Raw genomic sequence first — 23,857 nt, forward strand, 5'->3', positions numbered from 1 at the left:
AAGCCGGGTTTTCCGAAACGTCTTTCATGCGGCGGCTTAGCTGTCGAGGAAGCTGCGCAGCTTGCGCGACCGGCTGGGGTGCTTGAGCTTGCGCAGCGCCTTGGCCTCAATCTGGCGGATGCGCTCGCGCGTCACCGAGAACTGCTGGCCGACTTCCTCCAGCGTGTGGTCGGTGTTCATGCCGATGCCGAAGCGCATGCGCAGCACGCGCTCCTCGCGCGGCGTCAGCGAGGCCAGCACGCGCGTCGTCGTCTCGCGCAGATTGGCCTGGATCGCGGCGTCGATCGGCAGGATGGCCATCTTGTCCTCGATGAAATCGCCCAGGTGGCTGTCCTCCTCGTCGCCCACCGGCGTCTCCAGGGAGATCGGCTCCTTGGCGATCTTGAGCACCTTGCGCACCTTCTCCAGCGGCATGGCGAGCTTCTCCGCCAGTTCCTCCGGCGTCGGCTCGCGGCCGATCTCGTGCAGCATCTGGCGCGAGGTGCGCACGATCTTGTTGATCGTCTCGATCATGTGCACGGGGATGCGGATGGTGCGGGCCTGGTCGGCGATCGAGCGGGTGATCGCCTGCCTGATCCACCATGTGGCGTAGGTCGAGAACTTGTAGCCGCGCCGGTACTCGAACTTGTCGACCGCCTTCATCAGGCCGATATTGCCTTCCTGAATGAGATCAAGGAACTGCAGGCCGCGGTTGGTGTACTTCTTGGCGATGGAGATGACGAGGCGCAGGTTGGCCTCCACCATCTCCTTCTTGGCGATGGCCGCCTCGCGCTCGCCCTTCTGCACCTGGTTCACGATCTTGCGGAACTCGGCAATGGAGATGGCGGTCTCGGTGGCCAGGTTCTGGATCTCGGTGCGCAGGTCCTGGATCGCGCGCTGCTCGCGCGCGGAAAATTCCTTCCAGCCGCGCGTGGTCAGCGTGGCGATGGAGCCGATCCAGTTGGGGTCCAGCTCGGAACCCTGGTATTCGCGCAGGAACTCCTCGCGCCGTACGCCATAGCTTTCGGCGAGCCGCAACAACTTGCCCTCGTTCTGCACCAGGCGCTTGTTGATGTCGTAGAGCTGCTCGACCAGCGCCTCGATGCGCGCCTGGTTGAGCGACAGCGACTTCACGGCCGTGATGAGTTGGTCCTTCAGCTCCTTCAGGCGGCGGTCCTGGCTGGGCGACAGCGTGCCGGCCGCCGCCAGCCGGTTCTCCACCTGCTGGTCCTGCAGCTTGCGCAGCTTCTTGTAGGTGTCGGCGATGACGTCCAGCGTCTCCATCACCTGGGGGCGAAGCTCGGCCTCCATGGCCGCGAGCGACAGGTTGGCCTCGTCCTCGTCTTCCTCGTCGTCGTCCGTACGCGTCTCGCCGCCGACATTGGTGATGTCGTCGTCTTCGCGCGAGCCGCGGCGCGGCTTCTCGTCGGCCTTGGCCTTGGCGTCTTCCTCGACGCGCTCGACCACCGGCGCCTGCTTGGCCTCGGGGCCGGCATAGGTGGCCTCCAGGTCGATGATCTCGCGCAGCAGGATCTTGGCCTCGTTCAGCTCCTCGCGCCAGATGATGATGGCCTGGAAGGTGAGCGGGGATTCGCACAGGCCCGCGATCATGGTCTCGCGGCCGGCCTCGATGCGCTTGGCGATCGCGATCTCGCCCTCGCGCGACAGAAGCTCCACCGAGCCCATCTCGCGCAGATACATGCGCACGGGGTCGTCGGTGCGGTCCGTCGGCTCCTTCTTGGCGACGGCGGCCACCGCGGTGCCGGTCTGCTCGGCAAGCTCGTTGGCTTCTTCCTCGCCATCGTTGCCGTCGCCGTCACTGTCGTCGCTCTGCTCGTCGTCCTCGACGACATTGATGCCCATGTCGGAAAGCATGGCCATGGTGTCCTCGATCTGCTCGGAGGTCACTTCCTCCGAAGGCAGCACCGAGTTCAGCTCGTCCATGGTCACGTAGCCGCGCTTCTTGGCGGCCTTGATCATCTTCTTGACAGCATCGTCGGAAAGGTCGAGCAGCGGGCCGTCGGTCGTGCCCTCGCGTTCGTTCTCGACCTCTTCCTTTTCCTTTGTCGCCATTCTTTGTCTTCTCCAGACGGCCCTTCCATATGGCCGCTTCGCTGCCGATCCTGACGAATCAGAGGTGTTCGGCTGGAACACGCACCTGACAAGCCACTAACCGCATCTCACTTAAGTCCAGATTAACCCTGATATCTGTGGCGGGCGTCCCTTCCCGTCCAGTGCCGGCACTCCACATCGGTTCTCCGTCGATGTCCGGCCGGGGTTAACACCTCGAATCGCTCCTGATTCCGCCAATCCGGCGGAAGGTCAAGCGCCTGTGCCATGATTCGCGACAAAAAAGCGAATCAATTGCCGAATCGCCGGCCCCTGCTCAGCTTCGGGCCGCCCGTCCCGACGACACGCCGAAGCCTTCGATAAGCGCCTCGGTCGCCTGCACGTCGCGGAATTGCGCCTGCACCTCGACCAGATGGCGGTAATTCTCATCGGTCGGGTCCGTGGCCAGCGCGGCCTCGGCCTGCTTCAGCTCCCTATGTAAGGTGCGGGCGCTGCGGTGCAAGTGCAGCGCCTGGGCGAAGGCGTCGCGCGCGTCCTCGATCGCCGCGTTCTCCAGCGCCGGCCATTGCCGCGTCTTGCGCGCCAGCGCCACCGCCCGCTCCCATATGTCGCGGCAGCCGGCGCGTTCGATCCCCCCGATCACCGCCTCGCGGTCGTCGGCCTCGTCATGCGCCAGCGCATCGAGCAGCGCCGCGTGCAGCTTGCGCAGGTCGCCATTGGCCAGGTCCAGAAACTCCACATGCTCGAAATTCTCGTCGATCAGCGCCGGGTGGTTGACCAGCGCCACCATGAGGGTGGCCTCGCGCACCGACATCGCCTCGCCTGCGCGCCGCACCAGCGCCGAGCGGCCGAGGCTTTCGCTGATGGCGCTGCGCTGCGGCGCGCCGCCGCGCGACCACTGCCCGCCGGGACGGCGCTCGCCGGAGGAGCCGGAACCGCGTTGCCGGGGGCCGCGCTGCGCGCCGAAGAAGCTCTGCACGCGCTCGCGCATCTCCTGATTGTAGTGGAAGCGCACGCTCTCGTCGCGGATGTGTCCCGCCAGCTCGCGCAGCGTCTTTTCCAGTTCCGCCCGCCGCTCCGGCGTGTCGAACACGGCGCCGGAGGTCTCGCGCATCCACAGAAGATCGGCCAGCGGCCGCGCATCGTCGAGCACGGCGCGGAAAGCGTCCGCCCCATCGGCCTTGACGAGGTCGTCGGGGTCCTTGCCTTCGGGCAGCAGCGCAAAGCGCGCCGTGCGGCCGGGCTGGATGGACGGCAGGATGAGGTCGGCGGCGCGCCAGGCCGCCTTCAGCCCGGCTCCGTCGCCGTCGAAGCACAGCATCGGCTCGCCGGCCACGCGCCACAGAAGCTCCATCTGGTTTTCGGTCAGGGCCGTGCCCAGCGGCGCGACCGCATTCTCGAAGCCGGCCTGGGCCAGGGCGATCACGTCCATATAGCCTTCGACGACGACCAGCGTGCCGCCGCGCGCCACGGCCTTGCGGGCGCGCGCATAATTGTAGAGCACGTTGCCCTTGTGGAAGAGCTCGGTCTCGGGCGAATTGAGGTACTTGGCCGAGACCTCGGGCGACATCGCCCGCCCGCCGAAGGCGATGATCTTGCCGCGCGAATCCGGGATAGGGAACATGATGCGGTCGCGGAAGCGATCGTAGGACACAGGCACGTCCGGGCCGAAGACCACCAGGCCGCAGGCTTCGATCTGGTCCTTGTCGACGCCCCGCGCGGCCAGGAATTCCTTCAGCGCGTTGCGGCTGTCGGGCGCGTAGCCAAGCCGGAACGACTGCTGCGTGGCGGGCGTGAGGCCCCGGTCGCGCAGATAGGCGCGCGCCCTGGCGCCGTCGGCCGATTGCAGCCGCTCCTGGAAGAAGGCGGTGGCCAGTTCCATCACGTCGGTCAGGCTGGCGCGCTGGCGCTCGCGCTTTTCCTCCATCACGTCGCGCGCCGGCATCGGCACGCCGGCCATGTCGGCGATGCGCTCCACGGCTTCCGGAAAGCTCAGCCCGTCCAGCTCGGTCAGGAACTTGAAATGGTCGCCCGAGACGCCGCAGCCGAAGCAATGGTAGCGGCCCTTGCGGTCCTCGCAGTGGAAAGACGGCGTCTTCTCGCCGTGGAAGGGGCAGCAGCCCCAGAAGTCGCCCTTGCCGGCGTTGGTCTTCCGGCGGTCCCAGGCCACGCGCGCGCCGATGACGGCCGAAATCGGCACGCGGTCGCGTATCTCGTCGAGGAAGGCGGGCGGAAAGCGCATGGGAAACTCTTTTTTCCTCATATAGCCACGCCCCGTCGCCGGCACGACTCCTAAAGCGCTCCGCCATGCGCCCATGCCCGATCTTCACAGGGGCGGGGCCTTCATGGCGGCTGAAAGTCGAAGCCTACAAGTGTATTACATGCTGGAAACGCAGAAGAACGACAAGAAGGCGGGCTGACCGCCCCGGCCGGCCCCGGAAACGGGAAAGGCGGCCCGCAGGGAGGGGCCGCCTTCTCGTTTGACCGGAGGCTTGGCTGTCAGTGCGCGGCGGCGATGCCGGCGATGATGCCCGTCATCATGCCCACCAGCAGATAGTCGTTGCCGACGCGGATCCACTGCTGGCCGGGGCCGGGGCGCCTCAGGCCGTAGCGGTGGTAGTCCTTCACGCCCTTGTAGCGGCGCCAGTCGGAATATTTCTGGCCACGCTGCCAATGCGACCTGCGCATGTCCTTCTTCTTCACGACAGGCGGCCTTTGCATGTGGCGACGGTCGTTGGGCTTCTTCCAGTCGGCCTGCACCAGGTTCGACTGCGGCATGGCCGGCGCGGCGATCGGCGCGGCCTGCGCCTGCATGACGGGCGCGGCCAGCATGGAGGCGGCGACGGCGGCAAGGACAAGACGTTTCATTTCAGGCACTCCTCGGTTGTCGATGTGCGAGGAATACGATCGGGCCCATGAACCGAAACTGAACGGGCACCTTACATTTTTGTAATGAATATCCATATTTACGAAAACCGGTTGCAGCGACTTGGCATCCGCCGCCGCACCGCCGGCGTTTTCGGCGGGCCGGCGCGGCGGCGCCCGGCTGCGGCTGCGCATGCGCTTTTCCGGCATCGGCCGTCGCGCGTGGAGGGCCGCGTTCAACTGGACAAGGACATTTTCCCGGCTAATCTGTTTGGCCAAGCTGAAAGCCCGTAACCGCCCATGATTCGCGCCCTGCCCCGTGCCCGCCCTGCACCGTTCTTCTGCCCGGTGCCCGCCCGGAAGGCGCATGCGGCCGCCAGGCCGGGGACGGGCTCCTGCTCCGGGAAGCAGCGTGCCGGAGCGCGCCGCCCATGAGCGACAGCGGCTCCATCGTCCTGATCCATCTCGCCGGCGCGGTGGCGCTGATGCTGTTTGCGACCCGCATGGTCAAGACCGGCGTCGAGCGCGCCTATGGCGACGTGCTGCGGCGGCGCCTGCGCGCCACCATGCGCAATCCGATCATGGCCGTGCTGGCGGGCACGGGGCTTGCCATCGCCCTGCAAAGCTCGACCGCCGTCACTCTGCTGGTCGGCTCCTTCGCCGGCGCCGGCATCGTCTCGGGCGCGGCTGGCCAGCTTGCCGTGCGCGGCGCCGAGATAGGCTCGGCCATCGTCACCAAGCTGCTCACCTTCGACCTGACGCTGCTGGTGCCGCTGTGCCTGATCGCCGGCACCTTCATGTTCATGGCCACCGAGCGGCGCGACTGGCGCCAGATCGGCCGCATCCTGGTCGGCATCGGCCTCCTGATCCTGTCGCTGGAGATGATCGGCCAGGCCTCCGAACCGCTGCGCGAAAGCCAGCTCATGCCGGTCATCATCAACTATTTCTCCGGCGACCCCGTCACCGCCTTCCTGCTGGCGGCCGTCGTCACCTGGCTGTTCCAGTCCTCCATCGCCGCCGTGCTTTTGATGGCCACGCTCGCCGGCCGCGGCCTCATCACCCCGGAACTCGGCGTGGTGCTGGTGCTGGGCGTCAACCTGGGCTCCTCGGTCATCGCCCCCATGCTGACGCGCGGCGCCGACGCGGCCGTGCGCGTCGTGCCCATCGGCAACCTTCTCATGCGCGGCATGGGCTCGGTCGTCATACTCGTCCTGTTCATGATCTTCAAGCCGGACGTCGCCTTCATCGGCACCACCGCCTCCGACCAGATCGTCAACGCCCACATCCTGTTCAACGTCATCATCCTTCTGGCGGGCCTGCCGCTGGCGGGCGTCGTCTACCGCGCCTCGGAGAGGCTCGTGGCGCTGGCCGCCCCGCAGGAGCCGGCCGACGCGCTTCAGGTTGCCGAGCTTTCGGCGCTCAACGAGGCCGCCCTCGGCACGCCCTCGCAGGCGCTGGCCAACGCCACGCGTGAGGTGGTGCGCATCTGCGAGACGGTCGAGATCATGCTGAAGCGCATCATCGAGCTTTACGAGGATGCCGACGAGGCCAAGATCAAGGCGCTGGCCGCGCTGGACGACCGTGTCGACGCCCGTCATGCGGCCGTGAAGCTCTATCTCGCCAAGGTCACCAGGAATCCGCTGACGGAGGCCGAGGCGCTACGCTGCCAGGAGCTGATCGGGGCCTGCGTGAAGCTGGAGCAGGTGGGCGACATCATCGTGCGCAACATGCTCGTCCATGTCCGCAAGAAGATCGAGCACGGGCTGGAGTTCACGCCCGAGGGCTGGCGCGAGCTGACCGCCTTCCACGCCTCCGTGCTGGCCAATGCGCGCATGGCCTTCAACGTGCTGGTCTCCCACGACACCGAGACCGCCCGCCAGCTCGTGCTGGAAAAGGACCGGCTGCGCGACCGCGAGAAGGAGACCAGCCAGAGCCATTTCCTGCGCCTGCGCGACGGCACCCCGCGGTCGGTCGAGACCAGCACCATCCACCTGGACACCATCCGCGACCTCAAGCAGATCAACTCGCTGCTGGCCTCGATCGCCTATCCGGTGCTGGAGGAGCACGGGCTTCTGCGCGAGTCGCGCCTGAAGGCCGGCTGAGAGGCCCTTTCCATCGCCGCAAGGCAGTCGGGACCGTGTGGCGCGCGGGTCTTCCCTCCGGAACGAATCCCGGCTCACGCGGCCGGGGCCGCATCCACCATTTCCCGATTGCCTGCGGGCCGCGCCCGTGGTTTGAGACCGTTTCCCCTTGCTGGCAGGCCGAACTCATGCCGCTTCCGCTCATTGCCCTGTTTCTCGCCGCCTTCGCCTTCGGCACCACCGAGTTCGTCATCGCCGGCGTGCTGCCGGAGGTGGCGGACGGGCTCGGCGTGTCGATCCCCTCGGCAGGCTATCTGGTTTCCGGCTACGCGCTGGGCATCGCCGTGGGCGGCCCGCTGCTGACGCTCGCCACGCCCGCGCTGACGCGCAAGACGCTGCTGCTGGGGCTGATCTCCGTGTTCACCGCGGGGCAGGCCGCCTGCGCGCTGGCGCCGGACTTCGCCTCCATGCTGGCGCTGCGGGTGGCGGTGGCCGTCGCGCACGGCACGTTCTTCGGCGTGGCCATGGTGGTGGCGGTCAGTCTCGTGCGGCCCCACCAGCGCGGCCGCGCCATCGCCTTCATCCTGGCCGGCCTCACCATCTCCAACATCGTCGGCGTGCCGGCGGGCACGGCTATCGGCAACGCCTTCGGGTGGCGCGCCACCTTCTGGGCGATGGGCGCGCTGGGCATCGCCGCCGCCGTCGCCATGGCCGCGCTGCTGCCGCGACGGGTCGGCGCGCCGCGCCCGCCCGCCGGCCTCGGCAAGGAGGTGCGCGTGCTCGGCCGCCAGCAGGTGTGGACCTCGCTCATCGTCATGCTGATGCTGATGATGGGCCAATTCGGCCCCTTCACCTACATCGCCCCGCTGCTCCAGGAAGTCACCGGCCTTTCCGCCGGCTGGGTGCCCTGGGTGCTGCTGCTCAACGGCGTCGGCGCCACGGTGGGCGTCTTCGCCGGCGGCCGGCTTTCCGACTGGAAGCTGATGCCCTCGCTGATCGTCATGCTGGCGCTACAGGCCGCGATGCTGGTCGCGCTCTATCTGGCCGGCCCCTATCCACTGCCGATGGTGGCGGCGATCTTCTTGTGGGGCGGGCTGAACTTCTCCATCGGCACGGCGGTGCAGACTCGCATCCTCGGCTGGACGGCGGATGCCGCCAACCTCGCCTCCTCGCTCATCCCGGCCGGCTTCAATGTGGGCATCGCGCTGGCCGCCTCGCTCGGTGCGGCGGTGCTCGATGCCGGCTACGGTTACCGCGCCCTGCCGCTGTTCGGCGCCGTCGCGCTCTTCGTCGCCGTCGCGGTCGCCACGGCCTCCTATGCCGCCGAATTGCGCAGCAGCGCCAGGCCGCCCCTGCCCGCTCCCGCGCGGTAGATGCCGGCCGTTTTCCGGCGCCGTACAGCCGCGCCGGGTTGTTGCCCGTCGCACTGCAATCTTGCGTTGCCGAGCCGGAAAAAGCCTGTGACTTGGAACGGCCGTTGCGCTACCTAGTTTACTTGCGTGGCGGCGCGGGTGCGGCGACCTCAACAGCTATCGCGAGGAGAGAAAATGCTCTGGAAGGGCCGGCGGCAAAGCGACAATATCGAGGACCAGCGCGGCCAGGGCGGCGGTCTCGGGGGCGGGTTGGGCGGCGGACCGGGTCAGTTCCGCATCCCCATCGGCGGCCGCGTCGGCGGCGGCGGCATTTCCGGCATCGTCATCCTGATCGTGCTGTTCTTCGTGCTGAAGGCCATAGGCATCGACCCGTGGCAGGTTCTGGGCGACGGCGGGCTCGACGACGGCAGCGGCCAGATCACCCAGTCGCAACCCATGTCGCCCTCCGGCGACCAGTCGGGCGCCAACGACGAGATGAAGCAGTTTGTGGCCACGGTGCTGGCCGAGACGGAAGACGTCTGGAGCGGCATCTTCAAGGCCAACGGCATGACCTACCAGGACCCCAAGCTGGTGCTGTTTTCCGGCCAGGTGCGCTCGGCCTGCGGCTTCGCGTCCGCCGCCTCGGGGCCGTTCTACTGCCCGGGCGACCGCAAGGTCTATCTGGACATGAGCTTCTTCCGGCAGCTTTCGCAGCAGTTCGGCGCTTCCGGCGATTTCGCCAACGCCTATGTCATCGCGCACGAGGTGGGCCACCATGTGCAGAACCTGATCGGCGTGCTGCCCAAGTTCAACCAGATGCGCCAGTCGATGAGCGAGGTCGACGCCAATCACATGTCGATGCAGGTGGAACTGCAGGCCGACTGCTTCGCCGGAGTTTGGGGCCACTACACCGACCAGAAGGGCATCCTCGAGCGCGGCGATCTGGAGGATGCGCTGAATGCCGCCAAGCAGATAGGCGACGACACCCTGCAGAAGAAGATGCAGGGCTATGTCGTGCCCGAAAGCTTCAACCACGGCACCTCGGCCCAGCGCCAGAAATGGTTCGCCGCCGGCTTCAAGAGCGGCAAGCTTTCCGACTGCGACACCTTCAACAACCCGATCTGAGGCGAGCACCCGCCCTTCGCGATCCCCTACGCCTTCGTCTTCACGCCGCCAGCGCGGACACCGGCGTGGCCGTCCAGGCCCTAAGGGTTTCGACATAGCGCGCCGCTTCGCCTGCGAGTTCTTCGTCCGACAGCTTGCCGGCGCGATAGACCACGAACGGCTCGGCCCACGGCAGCCTGCAGCGATAGGCGGCGGCGCGTAACGGGTTCAGCAGGTCGGCCATCGCAAACAAGTTCTGGCCGGTCGGCGCATAGGCTTCCGGCACATTGCCGGCGGTGGCGGCGATCATGACCGGCGTGCCCTCCAGCCGCGCGCCCTCCGTCTCGTGGAAGACGTAGTACATGCGCGTCAGCACCGCATCCAGCCAGGCCTTCAGCAGCGGCGGCGTGGAATACCATTGCACCGGGAACTGCAGCACGATCCGGTCGGCCGAAAGCAGCCGTTGCGCCTCCACGGCGCCGGCCTCGAACATGCCGAGGCGGCCGTCGGGATAGGCCGCCTGCATGTCGACGATCTCCACGCCCTCGACGGTGCGGGCGGCTTCGGCAAGCGCGGCATTGGTGATGGAGCGGGCGGGCTCGGGATGGAAAAGCAGGATCAGGGTCTTCATGGCGGTTCTCCTTGGTGGAATGCCGCGAGGATGAAGCTTCGATCAAAATTACTCCAATCGATCTTTGATATATGTTATTATTGATTTCATGAATTTAAGATCGGTCGATCTCAACCTGCTGGTGGTGCTCGACGTGCTGCTCGACGAGGCGCATGTCTCGCGCGCTGCCGAGCGGCTCGGCCTGTCGCAACCAGCCGCATCGAGCGCGCTGGATCGCTGCCGCCACCTGTTCTCAGATCCGCTGCTGACGCGCGGGCGCGGCGGCATGCGGCTGACGCCCAGGGCCGAGGCGCTGCGCGGGCCGCTGAAGACGCTGCTGGCCCAGACGGCTTATGTGCTCGACCCGCCCGAGCCTGACCTCGCCACCCTTCGGCAGACGGTGCGCATCGTGATGTCGGACTTCCCGGCCTCGGTGGTCGCGGGCGCGATGCACCGGCGCCTTTCGCAGACGGCGCCGGGCATCGACCTCGTCATCGAGCCGTGGGTGGGCGCCGGCGCCGCGCGCGAGGCGCTGGACAGGGGCGCGGCCGACCTGGCGGTCTCCGTGTTTCCGGAGCCGGACCAGAGCCTGCACCGCGAGACGCTGCTGCAGGAAAGCTACCTGGTCATGATGCGCAAGGGGCATCCGGCGGCTGCCGGTTTCAGCCTCGCAAGCTGGCTGGCGCATCCGCATGTGCTGGTCTCCGGGCGCGGGCAGACGCGCGGCGCGCTGGACGAAGCGCTGGCCGCGCGCGGACTTTCGCGCCGGGTGGGGATCGTGGTGCCCTCCTTCCTCATGGTTCCGCCGCTGCTGGAAGACACCGACCTGATCGCGCTGCTGCCCAGCCGCTGCGTGCCGGCCGGCGCCGAGGCTCGTTTCGCCGCATTCGAGCCGCCGGTCGCGGTGGAAGGCTTTCCGCTGCATCTGGCCTGGCACAGCCGGCGCGACCGGGACGCGGGCGTGCGGCATGTGGCGGCGGTCGTGCGGGCGCTTCTTTCCGACACCCCGTCCGGCCATATCCACGACCGGCGGCATATGTCGGCATGAAAACGATCGACGCCGTGCTCGGTTGTGACGCCGCAGCGCCGCGCCTATAAGAAGCGTCCGCTTCGGCCGGGCGGAACAGAAACAGGATGATCCGTCATGGAAGCCGCACTCGTCAGGCGCGGACTCGCGCTCGTCTTCACCACGCTTCTGCTCGACATCATCGGCTTCGGCATCATCATGCCGGTGCTGCCGGCCTATCTGGAAGAGCTTTCGGGCGTCGGCGTCAGCGAGGCGGCGATCGAGGGCGGCTGGCTGTTCTTCGTCTATGCGGCCATGCAGTTCCTGTTCGCGCCGCTGATCGGCAATCTGTCCGACCGCTTCGGGCGGCGGCCGGTGCTGCTGGCCTCGGTGTTCACCTTCGCCATCGACAACCTCATCTGCGCCATCGCCTGGTCCTACCCGATCCTGTTCATCGGCCGGGTGCTGGCCGGCATCAGCGGCGCTTCCTATTCGACCGCCTCGGCGCTGATCGCCGACGTCAGCACCGACGAGACGCGGGCCAGGAATTTCGGCCTGCTCGGCATCGCCTTCGGCGTCGGCTTCGTCATCGGCCCGGTGCTGGGCGGGCTGCTGGGCGAGTTCGGTCCGCGCGTGCCCTTCTATTTCGCCGCCGCGCTCGCCTTCTGCAATTTCCTGGTCGGCTGGTTCCTGCTGCCGGAAACGCTGGCAAGGCGGCACCGCCGCCGCTTCGACTGGCGGCGCGCCAATCCGCTGGGCGCGCTCAGGCAGATGCGCGCCTATCCCGGCATCGGCTGGATCGGGCTGGTGTTCTTCCTCATGACGCTCGGCCACATGGTCTATCCGGCGGTGTGGTCCTTCGTCGGCAGCTACCGCTACGGCTGGAGCCAGCGCGAGATCGGCCTGTCGCTGGGGCTGTACGGCCTGGGCGGCGCGCTGGTGATGGCGCTGGTGCTGCCGCGCGTCATCCCGCGGCTGGGCGAATGGCGCACCGCCGCGATCGGCCTTGTCTTCACCGCGCTCGCCGCCTTCGGCTATGCCGCGGCGTGGCAGGGCTGGATGGTGTATGTGGTCGTCGGGGCCACCTGCCTGGAGGCCCTGGCCGACCCGCCGCTGCGCAGCCTGGCCGCCGCCAAGGTGCCGCCTTCGGCGCAGGGCGAACTGCAAGGCGCCATGACCAGCCTGTTCTCGATCACCTCCATCATCACGCCCCTGCTCTATACCGGCATCTTCGCCTGGTTCACCGCACCCGGCGCGCCGGTGACGTTCGGCGGCGCGCCCTTTGTGCTGGCGGGCATCTTCCTGGCGCTGGCGCTCGCGGTGCTGGTGCTGAAGGTGGAGCGCACGGATGGCGCAAAGCCGGCCGCCGCGGCGCAGAAGGCGTGAGGCGTTGCCTCAGCCGTCGATCCAGGCTTTGGGGACGTCCAGCGCCAGGGCCAGCCTGTCGACGGTTTCGGCCGACGCCGCGCGGCGCCGGCTCTCCAGGTCCGAGAGAAAGCCCTGGGTGAGCCCGGTGCGCCCGGCCAATTCGTCCTGGGTCATGCCGCGCCATTTGCGCAGCGCCCGCAGGCGGCTTTCGCCCCGCAGCACGGCGAGCGAAAGTTCCGCCGGCAGCGGCTCGCTTTCTCCCAATCCGGCCTTGCGGGCATCGTAGATCGCGACATCGGCCGCGTCCTCCGCGGCTTCCTCCGCCGCATGGAGAAGCGCCTCGTAGTCCGCCCTGGGCAGGACGACCAGTTCCTCGCCGCCCGGCGTCTTGATAATCTGGGGAGCGCTCATTTCGCCGTCCTTTCAGTTCCGACGATAGGTGGTTGTTTCGCGCTTGCCGATATAGATCGCCAGGATCGTGGTCTGGTCTTCGGCGAAAATGACGCGATAGCGGCCGAGGCGCAGCCTGTAACCATCGCGCCCGGACAAGCGCTTTACGTCGCCATTGCCGTTCACGGCATAGTCGATCAACCCTTCCGAAACCTGCCGACGCGGCTCCTCGGGAAGATTGTCGAGATCCCGCGCAGCCGCGGGAGTCAGGACGATCGTTTTCACCTGCGGATATATAGCGATATTATCGCAAAAAATCAAGCTGCGATATAGCTACAGATCAGCGTTCCGCCACCGCCGGCTCGCCCCTGCGTTCGCGGATCATGTTGGCGAAGCGGCGGAACAGATAGTGCGAATCCTGCGGGCCGGGCGAGGCCTCGGGATGGTGCTGCACGGAAAAGACCGGCCGGCCGGTGAGTTCGATGCCGCAGTTGGAGCCGTCGAACAGCGAGACGTGGGTTTCGCGCACGCCCTGCGGCAGCGAGGCGGTGTCCACGGAAAAGCCGTGGTTCATCGACACGATCTCCACCTTGCCGGTCGTGTGGTCCTTGACCGGGTGGTTGGCGCCGTGGTGGCCCTGGTGCATCTTCCCGGTGCTGCCGCCCAGCGCCAGCGCCAGCATCTGGTGGCCGAGGCAGATGCCGAAGATCGGCAGGTCGGTCTTCAGCAGGTCGCGGATCACCGGCACCGCATATTCGCCGGTGGCGGCGGGATCGCCGGGGCCGTTGGAGAGGAAGACGCCATCCGGCTTCATGGCCAGTATGTCCTCGGCGGCCATCCTGGCCGGCACGACGGTGACCCTGGCGCCCAGGCCGGCCAGCAGGCGCAGCAGGCTGCGCTTCACGCCGTAGTCCACGGCCACGATGTGCATGGTGGGTTCGGCCTGCTCGCCATAGCCCTCGTTCCACACCCACGGCGTTTCGGTCCACACCGACGATTGGCCGGAGGTGACCTCCTTGGCGAGGTCCAGCCCCACCAGTCCCGACCAGCCCGCCGCCTGCCGCTTCAGGTCCTCGATGTCGAACCGGCCGTCCGGCGCATGGGCGATGACGGCGTTGGCCGCGCCCTTCTCGCGGATCAGCGCGGTAAGCGCGCGCGTGTCGATGCCCGACAGCGCCACCACGCCGCGGCGCTTCAGCCAGTCGTCGAGATGGCCGGCGGCGCGGTAGCTTGAAGGGCTGGTCACGTCGGCCTTGAAGATGGCGCCCACGGCGCCGTTGCGGGCGGCCGGGTTCAGGTCTTCCCCGTCCTCGTCATTGGTGCCGACATTGCCGATATGCGGGAAGGTGAAGGTGACGATCTGGCCGGCATAGGACGGGTCGGTGAGGATCTCCTCGTAGCCGGTGAGCGCGGTGTTGAAGCACACCTCGCCCACGGCCGTGCCGGCGGCGCCCACGCCTCGCCCTTCGATCACCGTGCCGTCTGCCAGCACCAAAAGGGCTGTGGGGACTTCGGTGGTCCAGGGGGCGGTGGCCATGGCGATGCTCCATCAGGGCGGCGCCGCGCTGTGTAACCGTTCTGGTGACGGTCCGCGCGGCAGGAAGCGCGCAGCAGTATGCCCGCGCGATTTTCGTGTAACCGATGTGGTTGCAGGACCTGCACATAAGTGAAGGGGCCGGAACGGTCAATTGCCGCGGGCCCGCCATGCGGATATTTATCGCGCACACGAAAGACAGGAGACCGGGATGCGCGACAGGATAGCAGCAGAAGTGAAGACGGCCATGAAGGCGGGCGAAAAGGCGCGCCTTTCGACGCTGAGGCTGGTGCAGGCGGCGGTCAAGGACCGCGACATCGCCAATCGCGGCGGCGGCAAGGAGGCGGCCAGCGACGACGACATCGTGCAACTGCTGGCCAAGATGGTGAAGCAGCGCGAGGAATCGGCCAAGGCCTTCGACGACGGCAGCCGGCCGGAACTGGCCGACAAGGAGCGCGAGGAGATCGCGGTGATCCGCGAGTTCCTGCCCAGGCAGATGGACGAGGCGGAAGCGCAGGCCGCCATCCGTGCCGCGATCGCCGAGACCGGCGCTGCGGGCATCAAGGACATGGGCAAGGTGATGGCGGCCCTGCGCGACAAATATGCCGGGCAGATGGATTTCGGCCGCGCCAGCGCGCAGGTGAAGGCCGCCCTTTCGTGAGGGCGAAGGCCGCGCTTTGCCTGCTGGCCGGCTCGCTCGTTTCGCCTGCCGCGGCTGCGGGGGCGCAATGGCAGGCGGTGGAGAAGGTCGAGACCTACGCGGTTTCGGGCACGACCGGCATCGAGCTTTACACCTCGATCGGCGAGCGCGGCCCGAAGCTTTCCAACGGCAGCCGCGCCATCGCCCATACCAACTTCAAGCTGACCTGGTCGCGCAAATACGAGCCCGACGGTGCCGGCGGCTGCACGCTGGCGGCGGCGCGGCCCAACCTGACCATCATCTATACGGTGCCCGAGCCGGCGCAGAAGCTGCCGGCGCCGGTGCAGCGACAATGGGCCGCCTTCATCGCCGGCATGCGCGAGCACGAGAAGCTGCACGGCGTCTTCATCAAGGAGATGGTGGAGGCGATCGAGGCCTACAGCGTCGGGCTCAAGGTTGCCGACGATCCCGGTTGCAAGAAGATCAGGCAGGTGCTGACCAAGCGCCTTGGCGAGCTTTCGCAGGCGCAGCGGCAGCGCAGCCGCGATTTCGACCGCGCGGAAATGGGCGAGGCAGGTCCGATCCGCCGGCTGATCCTGGCGCTGGTCAATGGGGCGTAGGGCTGCGGCCGTGCGGATGCCCGCCAAACATATCCCCCCACCCCTGCCCCGGATTCGGGCGGCGGCTACGCCTCCATCGCCCTGCGGAAGGCGGCCAGCGTCTCGGCGCTGACGTGGTGCTCGATGCCCTCGGCATCGATGCGCGCCGTCTCGGCGCTGACGCCGAGCGAGCGCAGGAACGCCTCCACGGTCTGGTGGCGGATGCGCGCCTCCTCGGCCATGCGCCGGCCGGCCTCGGTGAGGAACACGCCGCGATAGGGTTTTCGCGAGACCAGCCCCTCGGCCGCCAGCCGGGCCAGCATCTTGGCCACCGTGGGCTGGGCCACGCCGAGGCGGGCGGCGATGTCCACCTGCCGCGCCTCGTTACCGTCCTCGATGAGGTCGGCGATCAGCTCGACATAGTCTTCCGCCAGCGCGCTGCGCTGCGCCTGGCGCGTCTGCCGAAAGCCTTCCGAATGGACATCGGCAGCCGGCAGCGGCTCGTCGCGCGGTATGCGGGCCTTCCTGGGCGCCAATTGTCTGCTTCCCTTCAATGTCGCCCCTTCAATGTCGCCGGCCCGGCGGGGGCAAATCGCGCCGGCGTCTCCCATTCCCGGCATTGCACATTCATAGCACAGGCTACCTTGTTTCCATGAGCTTTCTTTGCCCGCGCGCCCCGCCAAAAAGCCACATCAATAAAACATAGCCTATTGCATAATGTTGAGCGCAGGCATAAATAGGACACTTGCTTGCCCCCAGCTCGCAGGAAAATCCCATGCAGGACGCCAAGACCATAGCCCGCTCACGCTCAGAGTGGCGGCTGCTGCGCGTCGAGCGGGGCGAGCGGCCTAGCCTGCCGGAGGCGCATGCCACCGTGGCCGTGCCGAAGGGCGCCACCTGGGTGCGGCGCCTGGCCGCCTTCCTCGGCCCCGGCTACATGATCTCGGTCGGCTACATGGACCCCGGCAACTGGGCGACCGATCTGGCCGGCGGCGCGCAGTTCGGCTACACGCTCCTCTTCGTCATCATGCTGTCCAACCTGATGGCGATCCTGTTGCAGGCGCTGTCCGCGCGGCTGGGCATCGCCACCGGCCGCGACCTCGCCCAGGCCTGCCGCGCCTACTATCCGCGGCCCGTCGCCTTCCTGCTGTGGATCGCCTGCGAACTGGCCATCATCGCCTGCGACCTGGCCGAGGTGATCGGCACCGCCATCGCGCTGCAACTCCTGTTCGGCATCCCGCTGATCGGCGGCGCGCTCATCACCGCACTGGACGCCTTCCTGCTGCTGCTGCTGATGAACAAGGGCTTCCGCTTCCTCGAAGCCTTCGTCATCGCCCTGCTGATCGTCATCTTCGGCTGCTTCGCCGTGCAGATCTTCGTGGCAGCCCCGCCCGCCGGCACCATCCTGCATGCCATGTTCGTGCCGTCGTCCGAGATCGTCACCAACCCAGCCATGCTCTACATCGCCATCGGCATCATCGGCGCCACCGTCATGCCGCACAATCTCTACCTGCACTCCTCCATCGTGCAGACGCGCGCCTATGAGCGCAACGACGAGGGCCGCCGCGACGCCATCAAATGGGCGACGGTGGATTCCACCGTGGCGCTGATGCTGGCGCTGTTCGTCAACGCCGCCATCCTCATCGTCGCCGCCGTCGCCTTCCACGGCTCCGGCCATGAGGACGTGGCCGAGATCGGCCAGGCCTTCGAGCTTCTGTCGCCGCTGCTCGGCCTGTCCATCGCCTCCATATTGTTCGCCGTGGCGCTGCTGGCCTCGGGCCTGAATTCCACCGTCACAGCCACGCTGGCCGGCCAGATCGTCATGGAGGGCTTCCTGCACCTGCGCATTCCGCAATGGGCCAGGCGGCTGGTCACGCGCGGCATCGCCATCGTGCCCGTCGTGGCCGTCACCGCCATCTATGGCGAGCACGGGACGGCGGATCTTCTGGTGTTTTCGCAGGTGATCCTGTCCATGCAACTGCCCTTCGCGGTGATCCCGCTGGTGCAATTCGTGTCCGACAAGAACAAGATGGGCTCCTTCGCCATCCCGCGCGGCGTCGCCATCCTCGCCTGGGTGGTGGCGGCCATCATCCTGGCGCTGAACTTCAAGCTGCTCTACGACACCTTCGCCGGCATCGGCTGAAGGCCGGGCGGCATTTTTTGCGCCGCCATGTCGGCGCCGGCTCCGGCGATACGTCCTTCGGGCGATACCCAAGGAGACGCGCGATGAGAAAGATCAAGGCAGCCACCTTCGTCAGCCTGGACGGCGTCATGCAGGCACCCGGCGGCCCGAAGGAAGACCCCAGCAGCGGTTTCGCCTATGGCGGCTGGATGTTCCACTATGCGGATGAGACGACGGGCAAGGTGGTCGGCGAAACCTTCGACAAGCCGTTCGACTTGCTGCTCGGCCGCCGCACCTACAACATCTTCGCCGCCTACTGGCCGAATGCGCCGAAGGACCATCCGATCGCGAAATCCTTCAACGCGGTGACCAAATACGTCGCCACGCACGAGCCCGCCACGCTGGCGTGGCGGAACACCGAATGGCTGGGCAGGGACCCCCTCGCCGCGCTGCGCGAGCTGAAGAAGCAGGACGGCCCCGACCTGCTCATCCAGGGTTCGAGCGACCTGATCCAGCAATTGCTGGGCGCCGACCTGATCGACGAGATCCGGCTGATGGTGTTTCCGCTGCTTCTCGGCAGGGGCAAGCGCCTGTTCGGCGAAGGCACCGTTCCGGCAGCGCTCAAGCTGACCGGGTCACAGACCTCGTCCACCGGCGTCGTCATCGCCGCCTACGAGCGCGGCGGCGAGATCCGCACCGGCTCCTTCGCCTGACGAACTGGCAAACCCGCACCGAAAAGCGCGGCGGCTCCGTGTCCCCTTCCCCCCGTGCGCGGAGGGGTCAGGGATGGGGGTACGGTTTGGCGAGATTCCGCAAAGCCGCAGCCATTGCGCAAAAGCGCGATTGCGGGGGTTCCCTCCCCCGGATTCCTCCCCTATAAGGCCCGCCTAGCCTGACAGTTGAATCTCCTTGCGCACCGGCCGGGCCTTCCCGCGCCGGGGTTTTGCGCAGAGCCAAGCACGAACGGACCCGACACATGCCGAAACGCACCGACATCAAATCCATCCTGATCATCGGTGCCGGCCCCATCGTCATCGGCCAGGCCTGCGAGTTCGACTATTCCGGCACCCAGGCCTGCAAGGCGCTGCGCGAGGAAGGCTACCGCGTCATCCTGGTCAACTCCAACCCGGCCACCATCATGACCGACCCGGAGCTGGCCGACGCCACCTATATCGAGCCGATCACGCCCGAGGTGGTGGCCAAGATCATCGCCAAGGAGCGCCCCGACGCGCTGCTGCCCACCATGGGCGGCCAGACCGCGCTCAACACGGCGCTGTCGCTGCGCCGCATGGGGGTGCTGGAGCGCTATAATGTCGAGATGATCGGCGCCGACGCCCACGCCATCGACAAGGCCGAGGATCGCGCCCTGTTCCGCGAGGCCATGGCCAGGATCGGGCTGGAGACGCCGAAGTCGATGCTGGCCAACGCCACCGACGTCAAGGATGCCGACCGCAAGAAGCACGAGGCCGAGCGCGCCGCGCTGAAGGCATCGGGGGCCTCCGACACCGAGCTCGACGCGCTGGAGACCCAGTGGAACCTGGGCGAAGGCGACCGCAAGCAGCGCTATGTCTCGCACGCCATGGGCGTCGGCGCCCAGGCGCTCGACGCGATCGGCCTGCCGGCCATCATCCGCCCCTCCTTCACCCTCGGCGGCACCGGCGGCGGCATCGCCTTCAACCGCCAGGAATTCTTCGAGATCGTGCAGTCGGGCCTCGACGCCTCGCCCACCACCGAGGTGCTGATCGAGGAATCGGTGCTCGGCTGGAAGGAGTACGAGATGGAGGTCGTCCGCGACAAGGCGGACAATTGCATCATCGTCTGCTCCATCGAGAACGTCGATCCGATGGGCGTGCACACCGGCGATTCCATCACCGTGGCGCCGGCGCTGACCTTGACCGACAAGGAATACCAGATCATGCGCAACGCCTCGATCCGCGTGCTGCGCGAGATCGGCGTGGAGACCGGCGGCTCCAACGTGCAGTTCGCGGTGAACCCGGAGAACGGCCGCCTCGTCGTCATCGAGATGAACCCGCGCGTGTCGCGCTCCTCCGCGCTCGCCTCCAAGGCCACCGGCTTCCCCATCGCCAAGATCGCGGCCAAGCTCGCCGTCGGCTACACGCTGGACGAGCTGGACAACGACATCACCGGCGGCGCCACGCCCGCCTCCTTCGAGCCGACCATCGACTATGTCGTGACCAAGATCCCGCGCTTCGCCTTCGAGAAGTTCCCCGGCGCGGAGCCGACGCTGACCACCGCCATGAAATCGGTCGGCGAGGTCATGGCCATCGGCCGCACCTTCCAGGAATCGCTGCAGAAGGCGCTGCGCGGGCTGGAAACCGGCCTCACCGGTCTCGACGAGATCGAGATTCCCGGCGTTGGCCAGGGCGACGACAAGAACGCCATCCGCGCGGCGCTGGGCACGCCCACGCCCGACAGGCTGCGCATGGTGGCGCAGGCGATGCGCATGGGCACCTCGCTGGAAGATGTGCACGCCATGTGCAAGATCGACCCGTGGTTCCTGGAGCAGATCGCCGGCATCATCGACATGGAGGCCCGCATCCGCGAGCACGGCCTGCCGCAGGATGCCGCCAATCTGCGCAGGCTGAAGGCCATGGGCTTTTCCGACGCCCGCCTCGCCTCGCTTACCGGCAAGACCGCCAAGGAAGTGGCGCATCTGCGCAATTCGCTCGCCGTGCACCCGGTCTACAAGCGCATCGACACCTGCGCCGCCGAATTCGCCTCTCCCACCGCCTATATGTACTCCACTTATGAGGAGCCCTTCGCCGGCAGCCCCGCCAACGAGGCCGGCGTCTCGGACCGCAAGAAGGTGGTGATCCTCGGCGGCGGGCCGAACCGCATCGGCCAGGGCATCGAGTTCGACTATTGCTGCTGCCACGCCTGCTTCGCGCTGGCCGAGGCCGGCTACGAATCGATCATGATCAACTGCAACCCGGAGACGGTCTCGACCGACTACGACACCTCCGACCGGCTCTATTTCGAGCCGCTGACGGCGGAGGACGTGATCGAGATCCTGAAGATGGAGCAGAAAAGCGGCGAGCTGGTCGGCGTCATCGTGCAGTTCGGCGGCCAGACCCCGCTGAAGCTGGCCGAAGCGCTGGAGAAGAACGGCATTCCGATCCTGGGCACCTCGCCCGACGCGATCGACCTGGCCGAGGACCGCGACCGCTTCCAGAAGCTGTTGCAGAAGCTCGACCTGACCCAGCCCAGGAACGGCATCGCCTATTCGGTCGAACAGGCGCGCACCGTGGCCGGCGAGCTCGGCTTCCCGCTGGTGGTGCGCCCCTCCTACGTGCTGGGCGGGCGGGCCATGCAGATCATCCACGACGAGGGCATGCTGCAGACCTACCTGCTCGACACGGTGCCGGAGCTGGTGCCGGAGGACATCAAGCAGAAATACCCCAACGACAAGACCGGCCAGATCAACACGCTGCTCGGCAAGAACCCGCTTCTGTTCGACACCTACCTCACCGACGCCATCGAGGTGGACGTGGACTGCCTGTGCGATGCGGCCCAGGGGGGCAAGGACGTGTTCGTCTCCGGCATCATGGAGCACATCGAGGAGGCCGGCATCCATTCGGGCGACAGCGCCTGCTCGCTGCCGGTCCACTCGCTGTCGCCCGAGATCGTGGAGGAACTGGAGCGGCAGACGGCGGCCCTTGCCAGGGCGCTGAAAGTCGGCGGCCTGATGAACGTGCAATACGCCATCCAGGACGGCACCATCTATGTTCTGGAGGTGAACCCGCGCGCCAGCCGCACCGTGCCCTTCGTGGCCAAGACCGTCGGCAAGCCGATCGCCAAGGTGGCCGCCCGCATCATGGCCGGCGAGACGCTCGACGCCGCCTTCGCCCATTACGGCGCAAGGCCCGATGCGCGCACGCCCGGCCACATCGCGGTCAAGGAAGCGGTGTTCCCGTTCGCCCGCTTCCCCGGCGTCGACATCCTGCTCGGGCCGGAAATGCGCTCCACCGGCGAGGTCATGGGGCTGGACCGCGACTTCGCGCTGGCCTTCGCCAAGGCCCAGCTCGGCGCCGGCGTCAACCTGCCGCGCGCGGGCACGCTGTTCGTGTCGGTGCGCGACGACGACAAGGAAGGCGTGCTGGCGCCGGTCAAACGCCTGGCCGGCCTCGGCTTCAGGGTGCTGGCCACCGGCGGCACGCAGCGCTTCCTGGCCGAAAACGGCATCGAGGCGGAGAAGATCAACAAGGTGCTGGAAGGCCGCCCGCATATCGAGGACGCCATCCGCAACCGGCAGGTGCAGATCGTCTTCAACACCACCGACGGCCAGAAAGCGGTGTCGGACTCCAAGTCGCTGCGCCGCGCCACGCTGATGCAGAAGGTGCCCTACTACACCACGCTGGCCGGCATGAGCGCGGTGGCCGAGGCCATCGCCGCGCTCAAGGCCGGGTCGCTGGAAGTGCGCCCGCTGCAGGCGTATTTCGCCTGATCGGACCAGATCCCTTGACGTCGCGCCGGCTGGAGCATGTTGCAGCCAAGTGGAATCACTTGGCTGCAACATGCGGCAAAATCCATTAGTTAGACCATGATGTCGTCCGAAAACCGCTTCACACCTTTCGGCATCATGGTCTAGGCCCGGCGCGTCTCACACGGCATGGGCCTTGTCGAGCTTCTCGACGTGCTTCTCGTGCTTTTCAAGCACCGGCAGCGTCTCCTTGGCGAACGTCTTCAGCGCCTTGTTGTCGCCGGACTTGGAATATTCGGTGAAAAGCGCGACCGCGTCCTTGTGCGCGGCAGTCTGCAATTCCAGATACTTCGCCTGGAAGGCGTCGCCGCTCAGGCCCTTGAGCTGGTCGAGCTTGGCCTGATCGTCGGGTTGCAGTTCGGCGCCCGACGGCGCGGTGACCTTGCCCTTGGACAGCGCTTTTTCGAAATGCTTGCCGATCCTGGTATGGTCCTTGATCATATCCTTGGCAAAGGCCTTGACGTCGGCGGAGCTCGCGTCCTTCTCCGCCTGCTTGCTGGTCTCGATCTCGAAGGCGTTGGCGCTTGCGGCCGTCTTGACGAAGCTGTCGGTGTCGACCTTGTCCATCGCCATGCCGGACATGGCCCCGTTGGACATGGCGCCGTTGGACATCGACTGATCGGTCGCCGGTGCCGTGCCGGACGTGTCGGAGGCCGCGAACGCGGCGGGCGCGGCGGCCAGCATGGCCACGGCGGCGATGGATAAGAGGTATCTCATGGGAAATCTCCGGATTGAGCCCCGCGAGACAAAACGCGACAACGGCAACGAGGTTGCCTGAAAAGCCGACGACATCGGCCTTTTCGAAAGATGTTGGATCGCCAGACCCTGCTGCGAGGGTCGCTGGAAGTGCGCCCGCTGCAAGGCGCATTTCTAGACGCGGCCGCCCTACCTCCCCCTTGAGGGGAGGTCGGCGCGCGCAGCGCGCCGGGTGGGGGTACGGGCAAGGTCTGCCCCTAGCGAACTGGCTCCCACCCCCGATATTCTTCCATCAGCCGGCCGAAATCCTCCATGGGCGGAAAGCCCGCATAGCTGTGCGGCGCGCCGGTTTGCGCGAAGGGCAGCTTTTCGGCCGTCCAGGATTCGATGAAGGGCGGCAGGCTGGCCGGGTCGTCCAGCATGGTGGTGCGCACATTGACGAACCAGTCCATGCCGTCGATGCGGGTGAACATCCAGCTCATGCAGTGCGGACAGAACATGTGCCTTGCCTGCCCGTGCAGCCCGCCCGCCACCGGCTCGCCCTCGACCACCGCGAAGCTCTGGGCGGGAATGGCGGCCGACAGCGAATAGGCCGAGGAACTCATCTTCTGGCAGCCCGTGCAATGGCAGGCCATGGTCACCAGCGGCCGTGCGTCGACCCGCAGGCGCACCCGCCCGCAGCGGCAGCTTCCCTCGCGCTGGAATGTCTTGTCGTCCATCGGCGGCTCCCTTGTGTGGCTTCGGGCAGGCTATGGCCTCGCCGCGTGCCGCGAAAGCTCTTTTTGCGCTTCCGGTCGCTGCAAAGGCGGGCGACGCGCGAAAAAATTTGTCCACACCCTTTGGGTCTCTTCCATACTGGCCTCACCGTTCCTGGCGGGACCTGGTGCGCACCGGGTATCAGGCAGGGATGGCGGTGGCCTTTGCGGGCACGGGCTCGGTA

Annotated in this window: 20 protein-coding genes; 10 read left to right on the plus strand and 10 right to left on the minus strand. The window is 67.1% G+C overall.

Annotation, left to right across the window (positions count from 1 at the left end; translation table 11 throughout):
• Positions 1-36: 36 nt before the first annotated feature.
• From rpoD to ACTDI4_RS17180, 3 genes are all read right to left on the minus strand, one after another.
• The gene (rpoD, locus tag ACTDI4_RS17170; RefSeq protein ID WP_442842296.1) at positions 37-2,052 is read right to left on the minus strand and encodes an RNA polymerase sigma factor RpoD; all 2,016 of its coding nucleotides are present in this window, start codon (positions 2,050-2,052) and stop codon (positions 37-39) included.
• Positions 2,053-2,365: 313 nt separating this feature from the next.
• Positions 2,366-4,291, minus strand: coding sequence for a DNA primase (gene dnaG / locus ACTDI4_RS17175; protein ID WP_442842297.1), 1,926 nt, complete (start codon positions 4,289-4,291; stop codon positions 2,366-2,368).
• A 257-nt stretch (positions 4,292-4,548) separates the two neighbouring features.
• Positions 4,549-4,917, minus strand: a complete 369-nt coding sequence (locus ACTDI4_RS17180) for an RcnB family protein (protein ID WP_442842298.1) — start codon at positions 4,915-4,917, stop codon at positions 4,549-4,551.
• 428 nt (positions 4,918-5,345) lie between these two features.
• On the opposite strand from ACTDI4_RS17180, the gene ACTDI4_RS17185 reads away from it, so the two are divergent.
• The 3 genes from ACTDI4_RS17185 to ypfJ all read left to right on the plus strand — a co-directional run bounded on the left by ACTDI4_RS17185 (position 5,346) and on the right by ypfJ (position 9,472).
• Entirely contained in the window at positions 5,346-7,016 is a 1,671-nt protein-coding gene (locus ACTDI4_RS17185) for a Na/Pi cotransporter family protein (protein WP_442842299.1), read from the plus strand.
• Between the two features lie 167 nt (positions 7,017-7,183).
• Positions 7,184-8,368 (plus strand): MFS transporter, encoded by a 1,185-nt coding sequence (locus tag ACTDI4_RS17190; protein WP_442842300.1) that lies wholly within the window; start codon positions 7,184-7,186, stop codon positions 8,366-8,368.
• Between the two features lie 174 nt (positions 8,369-8,542).
• The gene (gene ypfJ, locus ACTDI4_RS17195) at positions 8,543-9,472 is read left to right on the plus strand and encodes a KPN_02809 family neutral zinc metallopeptidase (RefSeq protein ID WP_442842301.1); all 930 of its coding nucleotides are present in this window, start codon (positions 8,543-8,545) and stop codon (positions 9,470-9,472) included.
• Positions 9,473-9,512: 40 nt separating this feature from the next.
• Here ypfJ and ACTDI4_RS17200 read toward each other — a convergent pair whose 3' ends face one another.
• Positions 9,513-10,082, minus strand: coding sequence for an NAD(P)H-dependent oxidoreductase (locus tag ACTDI4_RS17200; RefSeq protein ID WP_442842302.1), 570 nt, complete (start codon positions 10,080-10,082; stop codon positions 9,513-9,515).
• An 88-nt stretch (positions 10,083-10,170) separates the two neighbouring features.
• Here ACTDI4_RS17200 and ACTDI4_RS17205 point away from each other — a divergent pair, with 88 nt between their 5' ends.
• Positions 10,171-11,109 (plus strand): LysR family transcriptional regulator, encoded by a 939-nt coding sequence (locus ACTDI4_RS17205; protein WP_442842303.1) that lies wholly within the window; start codon positions 10,171-10,173, stop codon positions 11,107-11,109.
• A 96-nt stretch (positions 11,110-11,205) separates the two neighbouring features.
• Entirely contained in the window at positions 11,206-12,453 is a 1,248-nt protein-coding gene (locus ACTDI4_RS17210; RefSeq protein ID WP_442842304.1) for a TCR/Tet family MFS transporter, read from the plus strand.
• A gap of 9 nt (positions 12,454-12,462) precedes the next feature.
• On the opposite strand, the gene ACTDI4_RS17215 is transcribed toward ACTDI4_RS17210, so the two are convergent.
• Genes ACTDI4_RS17215 through carA form a run of 3 tightly spaced genes read right to left on the minus strand, consistent with a single transcriptional unit; the run spans position 12,463 to position 14,362 of the window.
• On the minus strand, positions 12,463-12,846 hold the full coding sequence (locus ACTDI4_RS17215) for a helix-turn-helix domain-containing protein (RefSeq protein WP_442842305.1): 384 nt from the start codon (positions 12,844-12,846) through the stop codon (positions 12,463-12,465).
• A 12-nt stretch (positions 12,847-12,858) separates the two neighbouring features.
• Complete coding sequence (locus ACTDI4_RS17220) at positions 12,859-13,110, minus strand: type II toxin-antitoxin system RelE family toxin (RefSeq protein WP_442842306.1); 252 nt, start codon at positions 13,108-13,110, stop codon at positions 12,859-12,861.
• Positions 13,111-13,165: 55 nt separating this feature from the next.
• Positions 13,166-14,362, minus strand: a complete 1,197-nt coding sequence (gene carA, locus ACTDI4_RS17225) for a glutamine-hydrolyzing carbamoyl-phosphate synthase small subunit (RefSeq protein ID WP_442842307.1) — start codon at positions 14,360-14,362, stop codon at positions 13,166-13,168.
• 208 nt (positions 14,363-14,570) lie between these two features.
• Between carA and ACTDI4_RS17230 the strand changes: the two genes are divergently transcribed.
• Both ACTDI4_RS17230 and ACTDI4_RS17235 read left to right on the plus strand, forming a co-directional pair.
• Positions 14,571-15,020: a GatB/YqeY domain-containing protein gene (locus ACTDI4_RS17230; protein ID WP_442842308.1), complete on the plus strand. Its 450-nt coding sequence runs from the start codon at positions 14,571-14,573 to the stop codon at positions 15,018-15,020.
• On the plus strand, positions 15,017-15,619 hold the full coding sequence (locus ACTDI4_RS17235) for a DUF922 domain-containing Zn-dependent protease (RefSeq protein WP_442842309.1): 603 nt from the start codon (positions 15,017-15,019) through the stop codon (positions 15,617-15,619). The genes ACTDI4_RS17230 and ACTDI4_RS17235 overlap by 4 nt, the downstream gene beginning before the upstream one ends.
• Positions 15,620-15,684: 65 nt before the next feature.
• Here the strand turns inward: ACTDI4_RS17235 and mntR are convergent, their stop codons facing one another.
• Positions 15,685-16,134 carry a manganese-binding transcriptional regulator MntR gene (gene mntR, locus ACTDI4_RS17240; protein ID WP_442842310.1) on the minus strand — a complete coding sequence of 150 codons (450 nt, stop codon included), beginning with the start codon at positions 16,132-16,134 and terminating at the stop codon, positions 15,685-15,687.
• Between the two features lie 239 nt (positions 16,135-16,373).
• Between mntR and ACTDI4_RS17245 the strand changes: the two genes are divergently transcribed.
• The 3 genes from ACTDI4_RS17245 to carB all read left to right on the plus strand — a co-directional run bounded on the left by ACTDI4_RS17245 (position 16,374) and on the right by carB (position 22,185).
• Positions 16,374-17,741 (plus strand): Nramp family divalent metal transporter, encoded by a 1,368-nt coding sequence (locus ACTDI4_RS17245; protein ID WP_442842311.1) that lies wholly within the window; start codon positions 16,374-16,376, stop codon positions 17,739-17,741.
• 83 nt (positions 17,742-17,824) lie between these two features.
• A complete protein-coding gene (locus ACTDI4_RS17250; RefSeq protein ID WP_442842312.1) occupies positions 17,825-18,433 on the plus strand; it encodes a dihydrofolate reductase family protein in 609 nt (202 codons plus the stop codon).
• Positions 18,434-18,696: 263 nt separating this feature from the next.
• Positions 18,697-22,185: a carbamoyl-phosphate synthase large subunit gene (gene carB, locus ACTDI4_RS17255; RefSeq protein WP_442842313.1), complete on the plus strand. Its 3,489-nt coding sequence runs from the start codon at positions 18,697-18,699 to the stop codon at positions 22,183-22,185.
• A gap of 156 nt (positions 22,186-22,341) precedes the next feature.
• Here the strand turns inward: carB and ACTDI4_RS17260 are convergent, their stop codons facing one another.
• Positions 22,342-22,938, minus strand: a complete 597-nt coding sequence (locus ACTDI4_RS17260) for a DUF4142 domain-containing protein (RefSeq protein WP_442842314.1) — start codon at positions 22,936-22,938, stop codon at positions 22,342-22,344.
• 236 nt (positions 22,939-23,174) lie between these two features.
• Complete coding sequence (locus tag ACTDI4_RS17265) at positions 23,175-23,636, minus strand: GFA family protein (RefSeq protein WP_442842315.1); 462 nt, start codon at positions 23,634-23,636, stop codon at positions 23,175-23,177.
• Positions 23,637-23,857 lie beyond the last annotated feature (221 nt).

Source organism: Mesorhizobium sp. PUT5 (assembly GCF_052216645.1).
Taxonomy (GTDB): Bacteria; Pseudomonadota; Alphaproteobacteria; order Rhizobiales; family Rhizobiaceae; genus Mesorhizobium.